5 protein-coding genes are annotated in these 25,886 nt (G+C 48.6%); all 5 read left to right on the top strand.

Annotation, left to right across the window (positions count from 1 at the left end; all coding sequences use genetic code 11):
* The 5 genes from ACI0FF_RS06360 to ACI0FF_RS06340 are packed head-to-tail and all read left to right on the top strand — an operon-like array spanning position 1 to position 25,886.
* A complete protein-coding gene (locus ACI0FF_RS06360; protein WP_419799283.1) occupies positions 1–1,698 on the top strand; it encodes a PhpK family radical SAM P-methyltransferase in 1,698 nt (565 codons plus the stop codon).
* Between the two features lie 15 nt (positions 1,699–1,713).
* On the top strand, positions 1,714–5,019 hold the full coding sequence (locus ACI0FF_RS06355) for a non-ribosomal peptide synthetase (protein ID WP_419799282.1): 3,306 nt from the start codon (positions 1,714–1,716) through the stop codon (positions 5,017–5,019).
* Positions 5,020–5,029: 10 nt separating this feature from the next.
* The gene (locus tag ACI0FF_RS06350; protein WP_419799281.1) at positions 5,030–16,780 is read left to right on the top strand and encodes an amino acid adenylation domain-containing protein; all 11,751 of its coding nucleotides are present in this window, start codon (positions 5,030–5,032) and stop codon (positions 16,778–16,780) included.
* Complete coding sequence (locus tag ACI0FF_RS06345) at positions 16,777–20,235, top strand: amino acid adenylation domain-containing protein (protein WP_419799280.1); 3,459 nt, start codon at positions 16,777–16,779, stop codon at positions 20,233–20,235. The genes ACI0FF_RS06350 and ACI0FF_RS06345 overlap by 4 nt, the downstream gene beginning before the upstream one ends.
* Entirely contained in the window at positions 20,232–25,886 is a 5,655-nt protein-coding gene (locus tag ACI0FF_RS06340) for a beta-ketoacyl synthase N-terminal-like domain-containing protein (RefSeq protein WP_419799279.1), read from the top strand. Before ACI0FF_RS06345 ends, ACI0FF_RS06340 begins: the two co-directional genes overlap by 4 nt.

Genomic DNA, 25,886 nt, shown 5'->3' with positions numbered 1-25,886 from the left:
ATGATGCATACAGATTGCTTAATCATCGGCTTTAATGATTTTGATTTCGAAAAAACGGTGGATATGATCCGGGGCAACGACCCGACATCAGGCGGTTACCGGGATATCAATCTTGCTTTCCTGAACATGCAGGGACACCCCCATCATGCAATGGATATATTAAATCATGTTAATGGATGGGAACCACGAACCTATCATAACAGCGATTTCGTCTGGCCCGTTGTTTTGTGTCTGGGCAGTTATCTGGCAAAAAACGGATTTACGTTTGATTACGTCAATTTATTCCAACAGGAAAAAGACGCGTTACGCGAAAAACTGAAAAAAGGCGGTATTCGCACGGTCGCCATTACCACGACCCTTTATGTTGTCCCCCAACCGATTATCGAAATCGTCCAGTTTATCCGCACCCATAACCCAGACGTGAAAATTATCATCGGCGGGCCGTTCATTTCCAGTCAGGCCGCCATGTTGGACACAGATGGATTAAGCGAGCTCTTTTCCTATCTAGGCGGTGATTATTACATCATTTCTTCCGAAGGGGAAAAAGCCCTATGTGATCTGCTGGGGGCGCTAAAGACCCAAAAAGATTTGGCTGAAATTGAGAATATCGCCTACCGCCAGAAAGACACATTTGTTCACAACACAATATCGGTTGAGCGTAATTCACTGGACGAAAATCCGGTGGATTACAACCTGTTTCCAAAAGAAAAGTTCGGTCAATTTCTTTCCCTTCGCACCGCCAAATCTTGCCCGTTTTCATGTGCATTTTGTGGTTTTCCTGATCGGGCGGGCAAATATACCTATCTTGATCTCGCCCATGTCGAACGCACATTAGATAACATCAAGGACTTAGGAACCGTCGATACCCTGACTTTTTTGGACGATACCTTCAACGTCCCGAAAAAACGATTTCGCGAGATCATGCAATTGATGATCGACAAGAAATATGGCTTTAAATGGAATTCCTTTTACCGGTCCGATCATGGCGACGAAGCCACCATTGACTTGATGCAGCGCGCCGGATGCGAAGGGGTCTTTCTGGGCGTTGAGTCCGGCAGTGACACCATTCTTGAAAAAATGAACAAGAAATCGCGGCGCAAAGATTACCTGAGCGCGATTAAAATGTTTCGCGAACGTGACATCTTGACCCATTGCAACCTCATCATCGGTTTCCCCGGCGAGACCCCGGACACGGTTGCTGAAAGCATGTCGTTTCTGGAAGAAAGTAAAAGCGATTTTTACCGCGCCCAATTGTGGTTCTGCGACCCCATCACCCCTGTTTGGAAACAAAAAGAGGAACTGGGTATCGAAAACTTTGCGTTCAATTGGTCGCACAACACCATGAATTGCCAGCAGGCCACGGCCTTTGTCGAACAGATGTTTCTGGAAGTGCAAAACTCCATTTGGCTCCCCCAACAGGGATTTGAAATGTGGAGCCTGTTCTACCTGCAACGAAACGGGTTTTCCCGCACACAGATTAAAGGGTTCCTGCGTGCCTTTAACGACGGCATTCGCGAAAAATTACTGATCCCGGATCAAAAAGAACCGTGCGAACAGGTTTTGAAAAACCTGTTCTATTGGGGCAAACGCGATGGCTTTGACCATTCAAACAGTCATACCCCGCTTTATGACCCGATCAAACCGCAAACCACCCCCTTGTCGCACAACGACGATCAACTTGAAGCCTTTGCTTTTTAGGAGTGAAAAGACACGATGAACACCATGATTTTCGATCGAAAAACCTTGGACGAAAAACAGTTCTGGATGGACTTATTGGCGGATGGTCCTATTTTTTGCGCCCCAAAGGCAGACAGCCCGGTCTTCGTAGAAAAGGATGCTGTCCCGCCTTGCATGACCTTCACTCTAGACCAAGAACTGACAGAACAGATTAAAAAAATCGCACAAGGTCCATTTTTATGCGGCACAGTCTTGCTGTCCGCCCTGATGGTTTGTCTGCATAAACATAATCATTTGCCAACCATCACCATTGGCACCCCGACCCGCAAACCAGCGACACCAACAAATGACAACATGCTGGCCATTCGCCACGAAATCAACGAGACAGAAAGCTTTCGTGATTTCCTTTTGAAGTTGCGTGAAAAACTACTCAATTGCTACGCCCATCAAAACTATCCTCAGTACAAATTGATTGAAGATTTAAATCTTGAAACGGACCGTTTATTTGATGTGTCCTTTGCCTATGATGAAATCCATTCATCTTTCACGCACCCTGATCAAAGCGCCTTATCCTTGAAGGTCGAAGAAGGGGAAAACACGACATTAATCGCTACATTTTTTTACGACGATACCCTTTATCGTCCTGAAACTGTGCAACTGTTAGCGCGATATTATCAACATATCCTGGCACAAGCCTTGTCCGATCCGATGCAATCAATCGATACCCTTGCATTAGACACACAAGAAAACATCTGGGCACAAACCGAGGTTTGGAACAAGACAGCGCATGATTTCCCCGATGATATCAATGTCATGGAACTCTTGACCAACATTGCACAGACCTACCCGCAAAACCCTGCTTTGATCTATCGCAAGACCTCAATTTCTTATGAAGAAATGATGCAGCAGGTCGATACCATTGCCGCCCATCTACAAGAAAACGCCGTGGGACCGGAACAACTGGTCGGTGTCTGTCTTGAAAACCCTTTTCAGTCCATTCTCGCCTTTTTGGGGATTTTACGCAGTGGGGCAGCATTTCTGCCATTGGACCCCAATTACCCCGATGAACGCCTGTCTTACATGATCACAGACAGCGCCTGTACTCTTGTTATCGGCGATGATGCCATTGGCAAACGCATGGCAGATCACGATCTGCCCATTTTATTTATGAATACCTTGTGCACCCCCACAACCAAAACCGCAGCCCCCAATACAAGCACAGCAAACAACCTTGCCTATGTGATCTACACATCAGGTTCAACCGGCAAACCAAAAGGGGCGTTGCTGGAACATCGCGGGCTTTGTAATTTCATCAATGCACAAGGTCGCCTGTTTGACATGAAGCCTGACAGCCGAGTGTTGCAATTTGCGTCGCTTAGTTTTGATGCCTCCATTTCAGAAATATTTGTCACCCTATGTCACGGCGCGGCCCTTCATGTGGCAACACGCGCCGATATGTCGCCGGTTGATCCGTTATTAAACCTGTTGCAAACACAGAAAATCACGCACTTAACCGTCCCGCCGTCCTTGTTGAGTGTCTTGCCACAAACAGGCCTGCCTGATCTAAGCTGCCTGATCGTCGCCGGGGAAAGTTGCCCGAATGACATTGCGCAAAAATGGTCGCTAGGACGTACATTCCTGAATGGATACGGCCCAACGGAAAGTACCGTTTGTGCCACATTTTCCCATTACGCCGGAACAGGAAAACCCCTGATCGGCAAACCCATTGAAAACACAAAAATTCACATTTTGGACGATCACATGCGCCCTGTCCCTGTCGGTGTCGCGGGTGAGCTTTATATTGAAAGTGCCGGACTAGCACGCGGTTATTTAAACAGAGACGATCTAACACAGGAAAAATTTATATCCAATCCATTCCCACCCACCTTTTCAAATCGGGTTTATCGCACCGGAGACTTGGCGCGTTGGCAAACCAATGGTGAAGTTGAATTTTTGGGGCGCATAGACCATCAAATAAAACTACGTGGATTTCGGGTTGAACTGGATGAAATCGCCCACGTTCTATGCAGTCATAAGCAAGTCGAAAATGCCATCGTTATCGCTCATGACGATGACAAGGCCGGATTACAAATTCTTGCTTTTGTCCTTGCCACATCCATTGAAGCAAACGATTTGCGTCGCTTTGTTTTAAATAAATTACCGGAATATATGTGTCCGGCCCATATCAACATTTTGGATGATTTCCCCAAACTTCCCAACGGTAAAATTAATCGCAAGGCCCTTTTGGAGCTTCTCGCCACAAAAGATCACATGCCGGAACGTCACATGGCGCGCGACAATATTGAACTGGCCTTGTTACAAATCTGGCAAGAGATTCTCAACAATTCAGACCTCGGCATTCATGATGACTTTTTTGCCAGCGGAGGACACTCGCTTCTCGCCGTCCGATTGCTGAGCCGGATTGAACGGGCGTTTGATCAAAAACTGGATCTGGATCTGATTTTCCAACACACAAGCGTTGCGGCTTTTGCGCAGCTTCTGCGTCAAAATAAAGACCTCAAAGAAAAATGGTCACCCCTCATTCCAGTACGCCCTACCCCCAATTCCACCAAAAATCCGCTTTATTGCGTCCACCCGGCAGGCGGGCGTGTTCTCTGTTATCTACCTTTTGCACGTGAATTGGCGGACAATATCCCTGTTCACGGGTTTCAGGCACGCGGCCTGTCGTCCCATCAATCCCCGTTCAAAGACTTGAAGGAATGTGCGCAAACTTATGTCGATGCGTTAAAACAGCATCAAGATGAAGGCCCCTATCAATTGCTGGGCTGGTCCGGTGGGGCGGTCATTGCTTATGAAATGGCAAGTATCCTTCACAACGAAGGAATGGAAGTCTCCAAACTTTTTCTAATTGATGCCTACGCACCGCCTGCATTACCCAATGAACTTAAAAACATGGATGATGCTTCTTTAGTCAAAGCTTTGCTCAGCGATGAATTACAAGAAACCACCAGCGATCAGTTACGGCAATTTTCAGAAGATAAACTAATTGATTATTTGCGCGACACATTGATTAAAGCCGACATCATTCCCGCAGATTACACTTATGACGATGTTGCACGCTTTTTTGACGTTTACAAAACCAATTGCGCCCTTGCCCACGCAACGTTGTCACCATCTTTCAACGGTTCCATTCACCTGATCCGGGCAAAAGAAGAACGGTCCATGCAAGAAAAATACTGCCCCGATGATCCAACCCTAGGCTGGCAGGACTTTGCCACAGTCGGGATTAAAGTTCACATCACACCGGGCAATCATAACACCATGATGGAAGCCCCCTTCGTTTCCACCCTTGTTTCCTATCTCAGCGACCATCTGGATTAAGCACAACATTATGGAAAACCGTTACAAAGAATTAATGGCGAACGCCATGAAAACCATCGGGGAACTGCGTCATGAGCTTGAACAGGCCAAACGCGACCAGAACGAACCGATTGCAATTGTCGCAATGGGATGTCATTTCCCTGGTGGTGCCGACAATCCGCAGAAATTTTGGGATCTTTTATGTAATGGTGAAAACACAGCGCGTGATATTCCCGCAGATCGTTGGGATAATTCTGTTTTTTTCGACCCAAACCCGACACAAAAAGGCAAGACATATTGCAAAAAAGCCAGCTTCTTAGACGGTGACATCTTCGGATTTGATGCCCCCTTTTTCGCCATCAGCCCCCGCGAAGCCCAATTGATGGACCCACAACAACGCCTTTTGCTGGAAACCGTCTGGCAAACTTTCGAAAATGCCGGACTGCCTGCACGCAAAATCAGACAAAGCCGCACAGGCGTTTTTGTCGGTACCATGAGTTACGATTTCTTGCAAACGGCAAACACCCCCGATGATGTTGATGTTCACAGCGCAACCGGCGTTGCCTTAAGTGCCGCTGCCGGGCGCATTTCGCATTTTTTCGATCTGAATGGCCCCAGCCTGATATTGGATACGGCCTGTTCCTCTTCACTGGTTGCCGTTCATCTGGCCTGCAACGCCATTCGACGGGGGGAATGTGATTTGGCCTTGGCAGGCGGGGTCAATGTCATGACATCCCCTTATATGGCGGTTGCAGAATGTGCCGCCAATATGCTGTCCCCGGATGGTACCTGCAAAACATTTGATGCCCGTGCTGATGGGTATGGCCGGGGCGAAGGTTGCGGGTTTGTCCTGCTTAAACGTCTGAGTGATGCCCAAAACGATAACGATAAAATCATCGCCGTGGTGCAAGGCAGCGCCGTTAATCATGATGGGCAATCCAGTGCCCTGACCGTCCCCAACAGCAGCGCCCAAATCAACGTGATGAAAGCGGCTCTGAACAATGCCGCATTGGACCCAAAAGATATTTCCTATGTGGAAGCCCACGGCACAGGTACCCCCCTTGGTGATCCCATTGAAATCGAAGGGTTAAACCGGGTTTATGCCAATGCACATGATCAAGACAATCCATTAATCGTTGCCTCCGTCAAAGCCAACATTGGCCACTTAGAAGGGGCCGCAGGCATTGCAGGATTAATTAAAACCGCCCTTTCCCTACATCACGGGATTATCCCCGCCCATCCATCTTTCACAACTCCAAACCCGCATATTGATTGGGATAAACTGGCCTTAAACGTGCCAACACAATCGGAAAACTGGCCGACAAATCAAAACAAACGCATCGGCGCGATCAGTTCTTTCGGGTTTAGTGGGACAAACGCCCATATTATTTTAACCGAAGCCCCCGAGCCGACAAATATCACAAAACAGGCCCCTTTTGATGCACCCCATATGTTGGCCATATCGGTAAAAACCAAAGCAGCCTTTACACAACAAATTGAAAATTACATTCGTTTTCTAGAAAACCAGCACGAAGAAGACCTGAAAGATATCTGTTACAGCAGTACAGTTGCACGGGATCATTTCGAATATCGCTTTGCCAGCCCAGTTACAACCTTAAAAGAAGCCATTGAAAAACTAAAAACGGCAAAAGACACGCCTGTAAAGTTCAAACTAACAACAGGACCATTACAAACACCGGATTTTACGGACCTGACCCACGCTTATCTGGACGGTATCAACATTGACTGGGAAGCCCTTTATCAAGAACGCGATTATACTTTGCTTGCTTTGCCCGCCTATCCTTTTCAACGCAGTCGATACAAACTGGAAACAAAGAAAACCGCACATATTTTAGGACAACGCGAGGGCAATACGCTTACCTGGATAAACCCGAACCTGTTCCCCACACATAACTGGTTGCTGGATCATAAAATTGGGGATCAAAGCGTCTTTCCCGGCGTTGCCTATCTGGAAATAGCACGTGCAGCCTTTCATCAATTGATGCCCGATACAACCGCCTCAATTGAACAGATTGATTTAACACGTCCCTTATTACTGGACGGGAATAAAACCTATACCCTGAAAACCGAATTTCACCCCCATGATCGCGGCTATAATTTCGTTATCAAGGCACAAGTCGATTCCAATCAATGGATGGATCATGCCCAAGGCGTCATTGTAGCTAACGAAAAGAAGCTCAACATCGCTTTTCCTGATTTTAAAGATGCGCCAACTTGTTCCGGTCCGTCTTTTTATCAAACATGGCAGGCACGCGGCAATGATTGGCAAGGAACTTTTCAAGGGATTGAAAAATATCAACGTTACGATCAAACCTTACTTGCACAAATTAAACGCCCCAACTTGCAAACAGACGGGTATTTTTCCCATCCCGCCATACTGGATGCCTGCGGACACCTGCTGGCTGATTTTGCCGAACAATTTGACCAGCAGGGCCATTTTGTCGCCCAATCCATTAAAGGGGTTGTTTTCCATCGCCCCTTTAATGGGGAACAGTTTTGGAGCCTTGCAACCCTGACCACCCGAAATCAACGCCACCTCAGCGGATCCTTACATATTTTCAATGAGGCGGAAGAACTGCTTATTTCTGTGGAAAACTGCACTTTCACCTTTGTTGACAACGAACAATCCCTACACCGACTGGATGATAGCCTCTACAACATCACATGGCGTGACCTTGATCTATCTAAAGCCGCTCATAAACCGGATGCCCTATGGCTTTTGCTGGATAATAATGAAAACCTGTCAGAACCTTATCTATCCTATTTGTTGGAAGCCGGAGAACGAGCAGAAAAAATAACATACGACCAACTCCTCCCCCGTTTGGAAGGGGAGGTTTCATCTGTTCATCTCCTTGATTTTTCACTGCTGCATGCAGATGCAGACCGTATCGCGTCTCTCAGTGCACAAATCATTTCTACCCTGACTGACATTAAAGACCACGCGGTTGATTTGTGGCTGATGACCCAAAACGCATGGACAGAAGCCCCTCATCAAGCTGCTTTCTGGGGATTGGGGCGAACCTTGGCCGTCGAAGAAAGTCACCATTGGGGTGGATTGATTGATCTAGGGACACATCCGGTCCCTCAAACCCTATGTCATCTGATTGATACAGTCCATAAGGAAGATCAGTTCCGCCTGACAGAAAACAGAGTTCAGGTTCCCAGATTAACACCTGCGGACATATCCCCCACAGCCATCGATTTGGATGAAGATGCAAGTTATTTGATTACAGGTGGTTTTGGGGCCATTGGCCGCGAATGCGCCAAAATGCTGGCCCGTAAAGGGGCAAAAAACATCATCTTGATAGGCCGCAATGTGCCTTCCGATCTGGGGGAATTTGAAAAAACAGATATAAATATCATCCCTGTTGCCCTTGATATTTCAAACTTGGAAGCCTTTGAACACTGGTATCATGATCAGGCCCCAAAACCGATCAAGGGGGTGATTCACGCCGCGGGTGTGGCCACACGTGCCCCGACTTGTCAATTGGATTTTGAAGCCTTCGCCCAACAATTCAGCCCGAAAATACGGGGTCTTCAAGCCTTGGATCAGGTATTGGATGACGACGAGCTTGATTTCTTTATCGCTCTCTCCTCGGCTTCTGCAGTATTAAATTCACCTGAGCTGGGGGCATATGCAAGTGCCAATGCCCCAATGGATGCTTTCATGGCACATCGTCGCAAGCAAGGTAAAAAAGGGCTAAGCCTTGCATGGGGACCATGGAAAGACGCAGGTATGGCCGCAGATCATTTTGATCCGGCGACACAGTTGCTTAACCCTGTTAAATCCCAGGATGCCATTGATTTGATGGAGAGGCTTTTAGGCAGTTCACAAGATTACCTCGCCATTCTCCCTTTCGGGCAACGCCGCGCGGCCCTTGGCACCATGCCCATCTGTCAGGAACTCATTGCCTCAAAAGAAACTTCCAAACTTAATCTGGCAGACTTGGACGTTCAAAAAATTTCAGATTTCCTATGCGCCACCTTGGCCCCCATTTTCAAGCTGGAGGTCGCAAATTTCCCACAGGACGAAGCGCTCAGCCTGCTGGGGATGGACTCCTTAATGGCGTTGGAAATCAAAAATGTGGTGGAAGAGCGCACAAACGCAACCCTGCAAATCGTCGATTTGATGGGCGGGATGAATATTACGGAACTTGCGCACCAGCTTTCTGCCACCCAACAAATAGAAACCACACCTATCTCTGGCAAGCAGGAAAAGGCCTTTCCCCTGACCCCCGGTCAGCAATCCTTATGGCTGATCCATGAAATGGATGGTGAAACACCTGCCTATAACGTGGCCTTCGCCTTAGACCTGCAAGGTGACATCGACCTTGAAAAAATGACGCAGGATTGGCAAACCATTGTTGCGCGCCATCCCTCTTTGAACACATGCTTATCTGTATCCGGTGACGAAATTCTTCAACATGTACAAGCCGATATTTCCTTTGAAATAGATGTGCAAAATGTTGACGATCTGCAAACGGCACTGGGGGAGGCTTACCGCCAACCGTTCGACCTGAAAACCGGCCCTCTCTTTCGGGCCCATCTGATCCGCGCAACAGAGCAGGGCACTGCTTTATTATTGGTCGCCCACCATATCGTCTGTGATGGCTGGTCCTTATGGGTGTTGCTGGATGAATTTGCGCAACTCAATAACGGCAATGCCCTGCCCGACTTGCCCATTCGTTATCAGAATTACGCGCAGGCGCAGACCGCATACCTAAACAGTGAGCGGGCCACGCAAGACTGGAAATTCTGGCAAGATATATTAAGTGGTCCCTTACCCGTTTTGACCCTGCCGACAGACCGACCGCGACCATCTGTACAATCCTATAACGGAGCAACCCATACCTTCGTGCTGGATAAAGAGACGACACACGCCCTCAAACATCTATCTCAACAATCCGGGGTGAGCGACTACGTTACCTTGTTATCGCTTTATTCCCTTTTATTACATCGTTATAGCCAACAGGACGACATCCTGATCGGTTGCCCAACAACCGGGCGCAATAAATCAGATTATGACGGGATCGTCGGGCATTTCGTCAATCCAGTCGTCATGCGTCAAAACCTATCGCATGATTTGACATGGGCGGATTTTCTCCAACAGACAAAGACCGTCGTGTTGTCGGCCCTGAGCCATCAAGATTATCCTTTTGCCCGTTTGGTGGAAAAACTGCACCCCAGTCGGGAGGCCGGTGTCACCCCAATCTTCCAGACTGATTTCACCTTCCAACAACCGCAAAAGGCTAAAGATCTAGTTGCCAAATTAATCGAAGGCGGCGATCACCCCTTACATTGGGGGGCGTTGGATGTTCTGCCGCATGAGATCAACCAACAGGAAGGGCAATTTGATATTTCCTTTGAAATTATCGAAAGCAACGGGCATTTCCATTGTTCCCTGAAATACAGTACCGATCTGTTTGATGCAGCAACAATGGAACGTATGGGCACGCATTTTACAAATCTTGCCCATTGCGCCCTGAACGATCTGTGTGCCCCCTTATCCCAAATAGATATGATGGATGCGGCAGAACGTCACACAGTCCTGATCGAATTTAATCAAACCGATGCGACCTACCCCACCGACAGCACCATTGCGCATCATTTTATGCAGCAAGTCGCGCGCACACCGGAGAAAATCGCGGTGGTGTCTGGTACACAACGTTGGACGTACCAACAACTTAATGAACAGGCAAATCGCATTGCCCATTGGTTGCGTCAATCCGGTATCCAACCCAACGATTTCGTCGCAATCCTTGATCACCGCAGCGCAGATTTTTTGGCCGCTATCCTCGGCATTATGAAGGCGGGGGCTGCTTATGTGCCGATTGACCCGGAATACCCGCAAGAGCGCATTTCCTACATGCTGGAAAATGCACAGGCCGCTACGGTTATCACCCGCCAAGAATTTGAAGGTATGTTGGCAGACGGTGTACAGGCCCTACGACTGGAAAGTACTGTTTTAGAAGGCCAAAGCGCAGACGATATTGGTCTTATCAACACCCCAACCGATCGTGCCTATATGATCTATACGTCCGGTTCCACCGGGCAACCCAAGGGTGCTATTGTACGCCATAACGGGGCGCTTAATCATATCTTTGCCGAATTTGAGGCCATGTCCTTTCATGAAGACAGTGTCTTTTTACAAAGTGCTCCGTCCTCATCCGATATTTCCATCTGGCAATTCCTCGGCCCTGTGTTAATTGGCGGAACGTGTGTGGTCGCCGATTTCCACACCGTTTGTACGCCAAAAGCCCTTTATCAACTGATTTGTGATGAAAACGTCACGGTCATTGAACTGGTGCCCGTTGTGCTGGACGAACTCATCGCCTTGATTGAAGAAACAGATACAGCAACAAAAAACAAGTTGGAATGGGGGATGGTCACGGGGGAGGCAGCTTCCGTTGCGTTGGTTAATCGCTGGCTGGATGTGTTGCCCCATGTGCCTTTGATCAATGCCTATGGCCCAAGTGAGGCCGCAGACGATGTCTGCCAATATGTCTTGCGCGAAAAACTACCAGAAACAACCCACAATGTGCCCATCGGATCACCCATCGGCAATATGCGCATGTATGTGTTGGACGATGCCTTAAACCCGGTCCCCATTGGGTTATCCGGCGAAATTTGTGTGTCCGGTATCGGGGTTGGCGAAGGATATTGGCAAAATCCACAAAAAACCACCCAAGCTTTTGTCGCAAACCCACACAGCACAGACGAACACCATCACGTCCTTTATCGCACCGGGGATACCGGGCGCTGGTTGGCGTGCGGTAATCTGGAATATCTGGGACGCTTTGATGATCAGGTCAAAATTCGCGGTTATCGCATTGAACTAGGCGAGATCGAAGCCCGCCTTATGGCCCACCCGGCTATTCGCCAAGCCCTTGTCATCACGTTTGAGGATCCGCAAACCGGTAAAAACCTCGCGGCTTATCTGCGATGTGAAAACACACAACCCGATATCACCCATCTGCGCACTTTCCTTGGGGAAAGCCTGCCGCCCCACATGGTGCCTGCAGCCTTTGTTTTTGTGGACAGCTTCCCGCAACTGCCCAACGGCAAGGTCGATAAAAAATCCCTAGCCGCCCCACAAATTAAATCCTCCCCCTCTGTCCAGCAAGCGGGGCAGAACGCGACGCAACAGAAACTCATCGCCTTATGGAAAGACCTGTTGCGGCACGACGCCATTGGCGTACATGACAATTTCTTTGAACTCGGTGGGCATTCCCTGTTAATGGCGCGCCTGCATCGTCGTGTTCAAGACAGGTTTGCGCGCGATTTCCCGCTTGTGACCATGTTTCAATATCCCACCATTGCTTCACTTGCCCAATTTTTAAACCCGCAAGAGGTCACAGAACCCACTGCTCAACCCGTGGCAAAACAAGACAAGATACAAAATCAGGATATTGCCATTATCGCCATGACGTGTCGTTTCCCCGGCGCCCGCACGGTGGACGAATATTGGAACAACCTGCACAACAAGGTGGAATCCGTTACATTTTTTGATACAGACACCCTTTTAAAACGCGGGGCCGATGGGGAACAAATTCACCACCCCGACTATGTTCCCGGTTGCGCCGTTCTGGACGGTCTGGATCAATTCGATGCCCCGTTTTTTGGATTTAACGCCCGCGAGGCCGAATTGATGGACCCGCAACAACGCCTGTTTTTAGAAGGCGCATGGGAAACACTGGAACAAGCCGGATATGCGAACGATCAAGTCAAGCGCCCTGTCATCGGATGTTTTGCCGGACAAGGCGCGACAACCTATTTAAGTCATCACGTCGAACCCACATTGGACGCAGACGGCACCGCCCAACTCTATCAGATCGAGATTAGCAACGATAAAGATTATATCGCCACGTCTGCGGGTTATAAGCTGAACCTGCAAGGCCCTTGTGTGTCCGTGCAAACAGCGTGCTCCACATCTTTGGTTGCCGTACATATGGCGTGTAAAAGCCTGCAATCTGGGGAATGTGACATGGCATTGGCAGGCAGCATATCGGCCAATGTGCTGCATCAGGCAGGCTATCTTTATCAGGATGGTATGATCCTGTCACCCGATGGACATTGCCGCCCGTTTGATGAAACCGCCAAAGGCACCATCCCGGGAAGTGGCATGGGAATTGTCCTGTTAAAACCGCTGGATAAGGCCATAAATGATAATGATATCATTCATGCGGTTATCAAAGGGTCCGCCATTAACAATGATGGGGCCCTAAAGGCCGGATATACCGCCCCGTCTGTGGACGGTCAGGTTGGCGTCATCAAAAAAGCCTATGACAATGCAGGTATTGATCCACAATCCATTGGTTATATCTGCGCCCACGGCACCGGCACCCCGATGGGAGATCCCATTGAAATCGCAGCCCTCAGCACTGCCTTTGGCCCCGGAAAACCATCGACCTGTGCCATTGGGTCCGTCAAAGCCAATATCGGCCATACCGATACAGCTGCCGGTGTCGCCAGCTTGATTTGCGCGGTGATGGCCATGAAACATAAAACCATCCCTCCACAATTACATTTCAATACCCTGAACCCGGCAATGGACTTAACCCAATCGCCATTCTTTATCCCGACCAAAGCGCAGAATTGGGACAACGACGGGCAACCGCGCCGTGCCGGGGTCAGTTCCTTGGGGATTGGCGGTACAAACGCCCATGTCATTGTGGAAGAAGCCTCGCATATTTTCGCCCCCCAACAGGTAGAAAAAACAACGCATCTTCTGACCCTGTCCGCGCAAACGAAACAGGCATTGGCAGCGCAACAAAAAGATTTGGAAAATTATCTCAACACACACTCAGATATAAACATCAACGATGTCGCCTATACATTAAATATGGGACGCAAAGCCTTTGCCCATCGTTGCGTACTTGTCCATGACAGCCAAGAAATCGTCAAAACGATAACAGGCAAGGCAGAAAGCGAACAACGCCCCCTGACATTTATGTTTTCCGGTCAAGGGGCACAATTTGCAGATATGGGCAAAGACCTTTATCGCCAAGAACCTGTTTTTAAAGACACCTTTGATGAAACGCTTGGCTATTTCAACACACATCTGGAGACAGACCTGCATGCCATATGGGGGGATAAAGAACGGATCAATCAGACTGTTTATACCCAGCCATTGCTGTTTGCCTTTGAATATGCCAGTGCCAAGTTGCTGGAAAGCTGGGGCATTCACCCTGATTATCTGATCGGGCACAGCATCGGGGAATATGGGGCGGCTTGCCTGTCCGGTGTATTCAGCCTGAAAGATGCCTGCCTTCTGGTCGCCACACGTGCCAAATTGATGCAATCCATGCCATCAGGTGCCATGTGCGCCCTGCATGTTCCGCCCGATCAGGCCCAAGGATATCTCACCAATGGTCTGGATTTAGCAGCAAGCAATAGCTCAAACCTCAGTGTTCTGTCCGGTCCGTTTGACGCCATTGATGATCTGGAACAAAAACTTGAAAAAGACGGAATTTCTTATCGTCGCCTTCATACCTCCCACGCGTTTCATTCCGCATCAATGGAAGCGTTGGAACATGATTTTCTAATGGCCTTTAACCAGATTAAACTAAACGCCCCGACACGCCCGTTTCTTTCTAATCTTAGCGGGACGTGGATAAGCGATGATCAAGCCTGTAATCCGACCTATTGGTATCAACATTTGCGCCAGTCGGTACAATTCAGCGACGGTCTTGGCGTTTTGTTGGAAAACAACAAGGCAATGTTGCTGGAACTTGGCCCCGGCAATACCCTTGGGACCTTTGCCCAGCAACATAACGCCAAACAAGCCGATCATCTCATTCTGGCATGCCATCAAGGGGTTTATGGCAAACAGAATGGGCATGATTATCTCCTGCACAGCCTCGCACGGCTTTGGGCCAATGGCGTAAACATCAACTGGACGGCATTCTGGCACGAAAAACAAGCTCGCCGTATCGCCCTGCCCACTTACCCGTTTGAACGCAAACGTTACTGGATTGCCCCCAACCAGACTAAATCCCATAAGAAACGCCCGCAAGGCAAGCTTCGTAATCTGGACGACTGGTTCAATGTCTCTACATGGCAGCGCGCACCCATAAAAGGCCCTAATCTGGACGATACGTTTGGACCGTGGCTGATCTTTATCGATGATCTGGGATTTGCCGACCAACTGGGCCTGCAAGGTATCACCGTTCGTAAAGGAGATGCCTTCAGTGGAGATATCGACACAGGTTTCACCCTGAATCCTTCTGACGTGGGTGATTACGACCGATTATTTAATCAACTGGAGCGCGACAACTTGACACCAAAGGGGATTTTGCATTTTTGGTCTTTCCAGCGCCCAGACCCCCAATGGCAAGACAATCTTGAAAACGATCTGAATTACGGATTTGTCAGCCTGTTACATATCGCCCAAAACATAGGCCGTCGTTATAACGCAGAAACCACGGTTTTAAAAACCATCCTCAATCAAACCCAAGACATCAACGGCGAAGAAGCTTTAAACCCAACCGCCTACAGCGTGGGGGCCCTGATGAAAGTTATCGCACAGGAATTTCCCGGTATTCAGTGCCAATCCATCGACTTTGCAACAACACAAGACATTACCCCACGCATCGTTGATCAATTAAGGGCAGAAATTTTAACCTGTACATCCGACCCGCTTGTTTCCTATCGCGGGCGTTATCGTTGGGTGCAAACATTTGAACCCGCCCCACCAACAGGGAACAAGCCTTTAAAAGAAGGCACCACCCTTCTGATTACCGGGGGATTGGGGCACCTTGGTTTTATGTTTGCCAAACATCTGGCGCTCAATTTCAAAGCCAAGCTCGCCCTTGTCACCCGCAAGATGACACAGGATAAGTTGGAAAAAGTCACTGAACTGAAAAAGTTGGGGGCAGAAGTTCTGACAATCCCCGCCGATGTTGCCAACCTTGACGAGATGAAAACCGCAATAGCCCAGACGGTGAAACATTTCGGCACACTGGACGGTGTAATCCATACCGCAGGCATAACCGATCAGGATTATCCGTTGGAAGAACTCACACCGGATATCTATCGCAAGCATTTAGAACCAAAAGTACGTGGCACCCTTGTTCTGGAACAAGTCCTGAAAGATCATAAACTGGATTTCGTCTGTTTGTTTTCATCACTATCTTCCGTTCTTGGCGGGTTACGATTTGGGCCATATGCCGCGGTCAATGCTTTTATGGACAGCTTTTGCCAGCTTAAAAACCGCGACAATCACACACCGTGGTTAAGCATTTGCTGGGATGGCTGGAAAGGGGATGACGATCCGGTCCTCAACCTGAAAGCACGCGATGAAAATACAATTTTGGAAACAGAAGGCCTTGCGGCCTTTGATCGCCTGATGCAATCCACCGCTTGGCCCGATCAATCCATTATTTCTGTGACCGACCTGCCCACCCGCATTGAAAAGTGGATCACCCCGTCATGGCCAACACAGAATGATGAAAATGAAACGCCCGGCACTCTTCATGAACGTCCTGATCTGGAAACGGATTTTGTCAGGGCGACTACGCAGAATGAGCAAAAAATTGTGGCCATTTGGCAAAACCTGCTGGGTCTGCGTGACATCGGCATTGATGACAATTTCTTTGAACTAGGCGGGCATTCCCTTCTGGGGACGCAACTGATTACCCGTATGCGCCAAACTTTTGGCGGAGAAATGAATATCACCACTCTGTTTGAAAATCCCACCATACGGGAACTGGCCGCACGGCAAGAAACCATGCAAGAGGAACGAGAGGAATTTGTACTGTGACAAATCTGATGAATTGGTTGAAAGAGCTGGAAGATCAGGATATCCGCCTTTCTTGCGAAAATGACAAACTGCGCATCAACGCCCCAAAAGGCGTGATAACACAGGCACTCAGCACCCAGCTTTCCCAACGCAAAGAAGAGTTGCTTGCACATTTCCTGAATCATAAAACCATAACCAAAACATCACGGGATCAAGACATGCCCCTGTCTTTTGCCCAACAACGTCTGTGGTTTGTCGATCAACTGGAAAAGGATAGCCCTGCCTATAACATGCCTGCTGCCCTGCGTCTCAAAGGGAGGCTTAATATAAAAGCATTGGAATACAGCCTGAATGAAATCATGAACCGTCATGAAATTCTACGGACCAGCTTCCCCTTGAAAAACGGCACTCCCATTCAAAAAATTCATGCTGATCTATCCCTTATTCTGGAAAAATCAGACCTAAGCACAATGGATACAGACACACGCGAGTCTCATATCCAGCAAATCATTGAAACAGAATGTCTAAAACCGTTTAACCTCCAAACCGCACCATTACTTCGGGGGCAACTCTTAAAAGTCAGCGATCAGGAACATATTTTGTTACTGAGCATGCATCACATCGTTTCAGACGGCTGGTCAATAGGGGTCATCGGACGGGAACTTTCTATCCTTTATAAAGCATTCTCCGACAACCAACCCGCCGACTTGCCGGAACTGGATATTCAATATGCCGATTTTTCACAATGGCAGAAAAATTGGATGGAAGGGGCAGATTATCACCAACAACTTGACTATTGGACAACACATCTGAAAGATGCCCCGCACATTCTGGACCTGCCCACCGATTACGCACGTCCCGCCTTGCAAACCTATCACGGTAAAACCCATACGACCTATCTGTCAGGCAATGTGCAAAAAACGCTGCATCAAATCGCCCGCGAGGCTGGCGGCACCCTGTTTATGCCCTTGCTGGCGGCCTTTGCCCTGCATATCCGCAGCTACAGCACCCAAACCGATTTAATCATTGGCAGTCCGATTGCAAACCGCAACCGCCCCGAGGTCGAAGACCTGATTGGTTTTTTTGCCAATACCCTGCCCTTGCGCATTCAAATCAATACGGCAGAAACGTTTGCCGATTTGTTACAACAGGTTCAACGCGAAACCCTAAAGGCTTATGAAAACCAAGACATTCCATTTGAAAAAATTGTTGAAAACCTGAATATCGAACGTGACCTTAGCCGCAGTCCCTTGGCCCAGGTTGTCTTTGTTTTACAAAACGCGCCTTTGCATGCCTCCGGCAGTACAACTGCAGCACTGGACGGACTGACACTGGAACCCATCGCGTTTGAAACCGGAACGGTGCGTTTGGATTTGGAAGTCCACGTCTGGGAAGAAAGAAGCGGTCTGAAAGTCGAATATATCTATAATACCGATCTGTTCGCCCCGGAAACCATTGCCCGAATGGCTGCAAATTTTGAAGCCGTCTTATTGTCAGTTTGCACCAAACACGATGCGCCCTTATGTCACATCCATACCCTGTCGGATACAGAATTTAAACAACTGGTGACAGACGCAAACGCAACAAGTCAACCTTATCCAGACGATCTCTGCCTGCATGATGTCATTGCCCAACATGCCCAAAACACACCCGACAAAGCAGCCCTTGCCTGCAATGGACAATATTTATCTTACAAGGAACTGAACGAACGCGCCAATCAATTGGCTCATTGGTTAATCGCCAAAGGTGTCTGCAAAGGGGACCGTGTCGGCGTTTGCCTGGATCGCGGCCTTGATTTAATCGTCTCGCTTCTGGCAATTTTAAAAACAGGGGCAGCATATGTGCCGATTGATCCGGTTTATCCTCGTGAACGTCTTAAATTTTTGATGGAAGATTCAGATGCAGCCCTTTTACTGTGCGAAAGCAAGGTGGCCCACGACATTAAACTGGAGGAAATCACCCTCAACGCCCCTTGTTATTTGCTTGACCATGAACACAACTTAATCAAGCAAGAAAAAACAGAAAACCCATTAATAAGTGTTTCTTCCCGTGATCTTGCCTATGTCATCTACACATCAGGGTCCACAGGAAAGCCTAAGGGCGTACAAATCCAGCATCACAGTGTCATTAATCTGCTGCATGGTGTCCATCCCCAAATCAATACATCTGCCAAAGATGTCTGGACCGTTTTTCATTCCTATGCCTTTGATTTGTCTGTGTGGGAGATTTGGAGCCCGCTTTACAGCGGTGGCAAATTGGTTGTCGTCCCCAATGCCCTGACACAGGACGCCCAAAACTTTCACCAATTACTCCTCAATGAAAAAGTCACGGTTTTAAACCAGACGCCATCTTTCATGCGTCAATTGTTAAGCCTGTCTGATTTTAAAGAGGGGGCAGCCCAAACCTTACGGGTTATCGTGTGCGGCGGCGAAGCGCTGCCACAAGAATTGGGCGAACACTTACTGAAACTGAATATTGACCTATGGAATTTCTATGGCCCGACCGAAGCCACAGTCTGGTCTTTGATTAAACAAGTTCAGTCGGCTTCCAGTCCCAGTGGGAATGTCGCCATTGGTCAACCCATTGCCAACACAACGGCCTTGATACTGGACAGTGATTTAAACCCTGTACCGATGGGTGCCGTCGGGGAATTGCATCTGGGTGGGCAAGGTTTGGCGGTTGGTTATTTCAAACGTCCCGAACTCACTCAGGCGCGTTTCATTAACAGTTCTTTTGGTCGATTATATAAAACGGGCGATCTGGTGCGCCGTCTGCCCAATGGTGATTTTGACTATATCGCGCGCATGGACACACAAGTCAAAATGCGCGGCTATCGCATTGAACTGGGCGAAATTGAACAAACCTTATCACAAATTGACGGACTTGATCATAACGTCGTTGTTGTGCGCGAAGATCAACCGGGGGATCAACGCCTGTGTGCCTATCTGGTTGGGAACCTGCCCCCCATCCATAAAATTCGCGAATTTTTAAAGGCCCGCCTGCCCGCCTATATGGTGCCCTTAATCTTTGTTGAACTGGATCAATTGCCCCTGACACCGAATGGCAAGGTGGATCGCAAAAATTTGCCCAAACCGGAAAAGACCCAACGCCTTGTTCAAACGGCCCCTTCTACACAAACCCTAAACGCCAGTGAACAAATCATTCATGACATCTGGTGTGCGGAACTTGGGCTGAAACAGGTCGGCCTTGACGACAATTTCTTTGATGCCGGTGGTTATTCCTTCTTGCTGGTCAAGGTCTGTAACCGTCTGCACGACACATTCCAACGCGATATCAACGTGATCGACCTTTTCCAATATCCCACCATCCGCGCCATTGCTGAATTTATCAATGCGGACCAAACCGAAACTCAAATCAACACCGATCAACTGGAACAACGCGCCGCCTTTCGCCGTCAAGGACGGGTTCGCCGGGGCCGCACCATGCAAACTGAACAAAAGGTATCAAACACATGAACAACATGGACACATCGTTTGCAGACGACACAAACGACATTGCCGTTATCGGGCTGTCATGCCGTTTCCCCGGTGCACAAAACTACCATGAATACTGGCAAAACCTGATTTCAGGTACCGAAACCGTTCGTCATTTCAGTGACGAGGAACTCTTGGCCGCTGGTGTTGATCCTGATCTTTTAAATCATCCAGACTATGTCAAAGCACAAGGAGTGCTGGACGATATCAAAGGGTTTGATGCCGAATTTTTTGGAATTTCCCCAACCGAGGCCGAAATTATTGATCCGCAACACCGTCTGTTCCTAGAACAATCCTGGGCGGCACTGGAAGATGCCGGATACGACCCCGATCAATTTGACGGGCGCATCGGGATTTATGGCGGATCAGGGCTGAATAGTTACCTTCTACGCACCATGATGGAAAACCCACAAGCTGTCATGGACAAAGGGCCCTATATGGTTTTGGCCGCCAGCGACAAAGATTATATGTGTACGCGGGTGTCCTATAAAATGAACTTAAAAGGCACAAGTTTAAGTGTATCAACAGCGTGCTCAACCTCCCTCGTGGCAATCGATCTGGCCTGTCAAAGCCTGCTGTCCTATCAAAACGATATGGTGCTGGCCGGTGGTGTCACCCTGCAAGTTCCCCATATCAGTGGATACCTGTATGAAGAAGGCGGCACACAATCCAATGATGGACATTGCCGCGCCTTTGATGCCAATTCCAGCGGCCTGGTCGGTGGCAGTGGCGTTGGGTTGATCGTCTTAAAACGACTGGAAGATGCCATACGCGACCAAGACCGCATCCTCGCCATTATCAAAGGTAGTGCGACCAACAACGACGGCGCCCTGAAGGCCGGATATACCTCCCCCAGCGTAGAAGGTCAGGCAGAAGTCATCGCCGAAGCACAGGCAAACGCAGACGTTCATCCTGAAACCATCCAGTATATCGAGGCCCACGGCACCGGAACCAGACTGGGCGACCCGATTGAGGTTAAGGCCCTCAGCAAAGCCTTTCGGGCCAAAACCGACAAAACAGGTTTTTGCAAAATCGGATCGGTTAAAACCAATATGGGGCATTTGGATAGTGCCGCTGGCATTGCAGGCTTGATTAAAACGGTTTTATCCCTCCATCACCGTCAAATCCCGCCAAGCCTGCATTTTGAACGCCCAAATCCGGAAATAGATTTTGAAAACAGTCCCTTCGTCGTCAACACCACCCTGTGTGACTGGCCCACACCAGACAACACGCCACGACGTGCCGGGGTCAGTTCCTTTGGGATCGGCGGCACCAATGCCCATGTCATTGTGGAAGAAGCCCCCAACATGGTGCGCAAGAAAAGTACAACCGACCATCCGGTCATTCTCCCCCTATCAGCAAAAAACGAAAACGCCTTGCACCAAGCCTGTGACAATCTCGCCAGCTATTTGAAAAACAATCCCAATACGGACCTCAACGATGTCGCCTTTACCCTGCAACAAGGGCGCAAAACATTTGATTATCGCAAAGGCGTTGTCTGCCACGACATCCCCAGTGCCATTGATGCCTTGCAAAAAGTCTTGAACCATCCTGCACAAGCTGCCCGCCCTGTTCAAACCGTTTTCATGTTTCCCGGACAAGGTGCGCAATATCTGGAAATGGGAAAAGGCCTTTATGCCAATTTCCCTGTTTTCCGTCATGCTCTGGATAAATGCGCCGATATTTTGTTACCCAAAATATTATGGGACATCCGCGACTATATAACCGGCCATGCAAAAGGCGATATCAAACGCACCGACATTGCCCAACCGTTACTTTTTTCCCTCGAATATGCCTTGGCGCAATTACTCAAAAGCTTTGATATCAAGCCCGATAAAATGATCGGGCATAGTTTGGGCGAATATGTCTGCGCCACGCTGGCGGGTGTTTTCACCTTAAAAGATGCGCTTGAACTTGTCGCTCTGCGTGGGGAATTGATGCAAAAGATGGAAAAAGGCGACATGCTCGCCGTTGCCCTTTCCCCCGATGAAATCGCGGACTACCTAAGCGATAAACTCAATCTTGCAGCCCATAATGCACCAGATCGTTGCGTCATTTCCGGCCCCACTCCAGACATAGCTATTTTAGCCAAAGAACTGGCCAATCACAGCATCGAAAGCACCCTTCTTCACACCAGTCATGCTTTCCACAGTGGCGCAATGGAACCGATGCTGGATGAATTTTCCAAGGCGATTTCACGTCTTGAACGTCACGTCCCCACTCTGCCTTTTATCGCCAATTTAACCGGAAAATTTATAACGAATGAACAGGCGCAATCGGTTGATTACTGGGTCGATCATCTGCGTCATACTGTGCAGTTTGCCGATGGATTAAAAACATTGCAGGAACAAGGCAACCCCTTGTTTATCGAAGTCGGACCGGGAACAGCCCTTTCACATTTTGCCAAGCTCACCTTACAAACATCTCCCCTTTCCACCATGCGTCATATTCACGATGACAAATCCGATACCCATGTTTTTATGGAAACAATCGCAGCCTGTTGGGAAAAGGGATGCTCTGCCGATTGGTCTGAATGGATTGCCCCAAACGCACAACGCATTGGCCTGCCCACCTATCCATTTCAACATAAACCCTATTGGATTACTACGGCTGATCAAAATCAAAAAAACACCCATAGCCCCCATGTCAAAGACTGGTTCTATATCCCGTCTTGGAAACGGGAAGCCCCACTTTGCACAGCATCTGTAACAAACGGTTTAACGCTTGTTTTCATGGATCAAACAGGTGTCGGAACACAAATTACCCAACAGTTTGAAAATACCATTTGTGTCTATACGGGCACAAAATATCGCAAACTCAATGCCCGTTCTTACGAAATCCGCCCGGCTGAAAAGGGCGATTATGTCGCCTTGTTGAATGATCTGGAACGACTGCCCGACGCGGTCATTCACGGTTGGTCACTTGATGTGAGCGATAACCAATCCCTTGAACACATGCTGGATCAGGGTTTTTACAGCCTGATTAACCTCATTCAAGCCATTGGCTTGCGCGAAGATCCCCTCAGCCTGCATATCTTGTGCAAAAACCTGAACGATGTAAACGGACAAGAACCACTTTGTGCCAAACAGGCCCTTATTTTGGGGCCACTGCGGGTCATTCCGGTGGAACACCCCCATATTCAATGTAAAGCCATTGACCTGTGTGATGATACGCCCATCGACCAAATCATGGCCGAGATTAACCAACCCAGCGCCCAGTATACCAATGGTCAATTGATCGCCTTGCGCGGGTCACACCGTTGGTCGCCTTGTTTTGAACAAACCTTGATTGACGATAGCCAGACCACACATTTACGTGAAGGCGGCACCTATATGATTGCTGGTGGATTAAACGGGATCGGACTGGAACTGGCCCGTACCCTCGCCCAAACTTATCACGCGAATCTCGCCCTTTGTGGCACAGCAAACTTACCGGATCGTTCCGATTGGGGTAATTACCTGAAAAATCAACACACAGCGTCTGAAACCCTGCTTAATCTTGACGGCATTGATCCTGTTGAAATTGAACAGCAGATTGATCAATCCCTTGGCATTCAGGGTATTGAAACTTATGACGGTTTTGTTGAAAAAGTTGATCGGTTATGTTCCCTCTATATTTGCCGTTTCTTTGGCCAAAGCGGCCTTGATATGACAACAGGACAAAGTTACAGCCACACCGATTTGATCCATCATTTTGCCATTCAAGATAAATTCATCAAACTGTTCAACTATATCCTGAAAGTACTGGTTCAGGACCATATTATTGCCCGACATGATAATCAGATCACCTTCCTGAAAAACCCGATAGATGCGGATGACCCACAGCCTTTACATAATGAATTAATTGCCCAATTCCCCGATTTTAAAGCGATCTTTGATGTCTTTGAACATTGCATGAAAGATTACGCCAAAGCCCTGAACGGAGAGATCGAAGCCGTTGGTGTTCTGTTCCCCGGCGGGGGCGAAAGCATTTGGGATAAAGCAACCAAAGCCATTCCCGAACATACCCGCCATCGTGTCTATACCGAAATGGCGCGTGATCTTATGCTGGAAAAAATCGCCAAAAATCCAAACAAGACCGTTCGCATTCTGGAACTCGGGGCCGGGGCAGGTGTCTTTACCGATGTGGTTTTGCCCGCCCTGAAAGGTAAAAACGTTGAATATACCTTCACTGATATCGGTAAATCCTTTGTTTTAAAAGCCGAACGGAACGCACGTGAAAACAGGCTGGATTTTATGAAATTCGGCTTGCTGGATATTTCCAAAGACCCGATTGCCCAAGAATTTGATGCCAACCGTTACGACATTATTCTCGAACTGGATTGCGTCCATGCCACCCATCAAATGCGCGAAACAATGGCACAGGTCAAAAAGATACTGGCCCCGGACGGCATGGTTTTATTTGTTGAATCCGTTGTCACGCAACGCTGGATGAACCTGCCACTGGGGCTATTGGAAGGTTGGTGGTATTTTCAGGATGAAGATTTGCGTCAGGACTCCCCCCTTCTGACATTGGAAAAATGGGAAAGCCTGTTTCAGGAGTGCGGATTTAAAGTCGCAACCTACCCACAATCGGGGCAACGACGCAACCACGCTGATTGCGGTCTGATTGTCGGGGAAAAGGTCACATCTGGTGCCCACACGGATCCCATTGCCCAAAAAATCCACAACATTCAGGAACTGGAAAGTTTCGGGGCTCATGTCTTGCCCCTCTGTGCTGATATTTCTGACAAAGCAGCCATGAAATCCGCAATTTCCAAAACCGAAGAAACCTTCGGTCCCTTGCATGGGTTTATCCAGACCGCCGCCTTTGAAAATCGCGGGCCGATCCTGTCCAAAGTCAAATCCCCCCACGCAAACGAATTTTTACCTAAGGTACAAGGCAGCCGTAATGTCATCGACCTTTTAGGGGACAAGGGGCTGGATTTTATCCTGCTCTCTTCCTCCCACAGTGCGTATGACGTGGGGGCTGGGGATGTGGAATATTGCAGTTCCAACGCCTTTGTCGATCATTTCGCCGCCCAACAGGCCCGTAAGATCAAAACACCTGTCCTTGCTGTCAATTGGGATCGTTGGCGCGGTGTCGGTATGGCACAAGCATATGAAACCATGATGAAAAAACGCCTCGGCCATATCCCCGTTGGCGGCATGAGTACCGCACAAGGTTGCGAGACCTTCAAACGTATTTTATCGCTGCACACCCTACCGTCACAAGTCGTAATTTCGACCTGTGATTTTAACGAACGCACCGCTCATAAAGATATTTTGCATCAAAATACAAAAGATCCACTTTCCACAGACATTTCCAATAACGAACACACCCGGTCGGCTTTGCTCGGCGAATACACTGCCGCACAAACGGACAGTCAAAAACAAATGATCGCCGTCTGGCAAAATGTTCTCGCCATTCCACAAATCGGGATTGAGGACAATTTCTACGACCTTGGCGGTGACTCCCTCATCGCCATTAAGGTTCTGTCCCGGCTACGCGATGTTTTTGCGGTTGAGTTAAGCGTCAACGATCTGTTTGAACGCCCAACAGTCAAACAATTATCTGAACGTCTGGAGGTCATGAGCTGGGCACAGGATGAAAGCGATACAGACTGTGACGAAATGGAAGAAGGGGTACTCTGA

The sequence above is a fragment of the Terasakiella sp. 4MB5A genome (assembly GCF_050058155.1).
GTDB lineage: Bacteria > Pseudomonadota > Alphaproteobacteria > Rhodospirillales > Terasakiellaceae > Terasakiella > Terasakiella halodenitrificans.
This window is presented reverse-complemented; position numbering and strand designations above follow the sequence as displayed.

Bases quoted from the DNA above. Each gene is read 5' to 3' on its own strand.
- ACI0FF_RS06360 (WP_419799283.1), top strand. From the start codon at position 1: ATGATGCATACAGATTGCTTAATCATCGGCTTTAATGATTTTGATTTC.
- ACI0FF_RS06355 (WP_419799282.1), top strand. From the start codon at position 1,714: ATGAACACCATGATTTTCGATCGAAAAACCTTGGACGAAAAACAGTTC.
- ACI0FF_RS06350 (WP_419799281.1), top strand. From the start codon at position 5,030: ATGGAAAACCGTTACAAAGAATTAATGGCGAACGCCATGAAAACCATC.
- ACI0FF_RS06340 (WP_419799279.1), top strand. From the start codon at position 20,232: ATGAACAACATGGACACATCGTTTGCAGACGACACAAACGACATTGCC.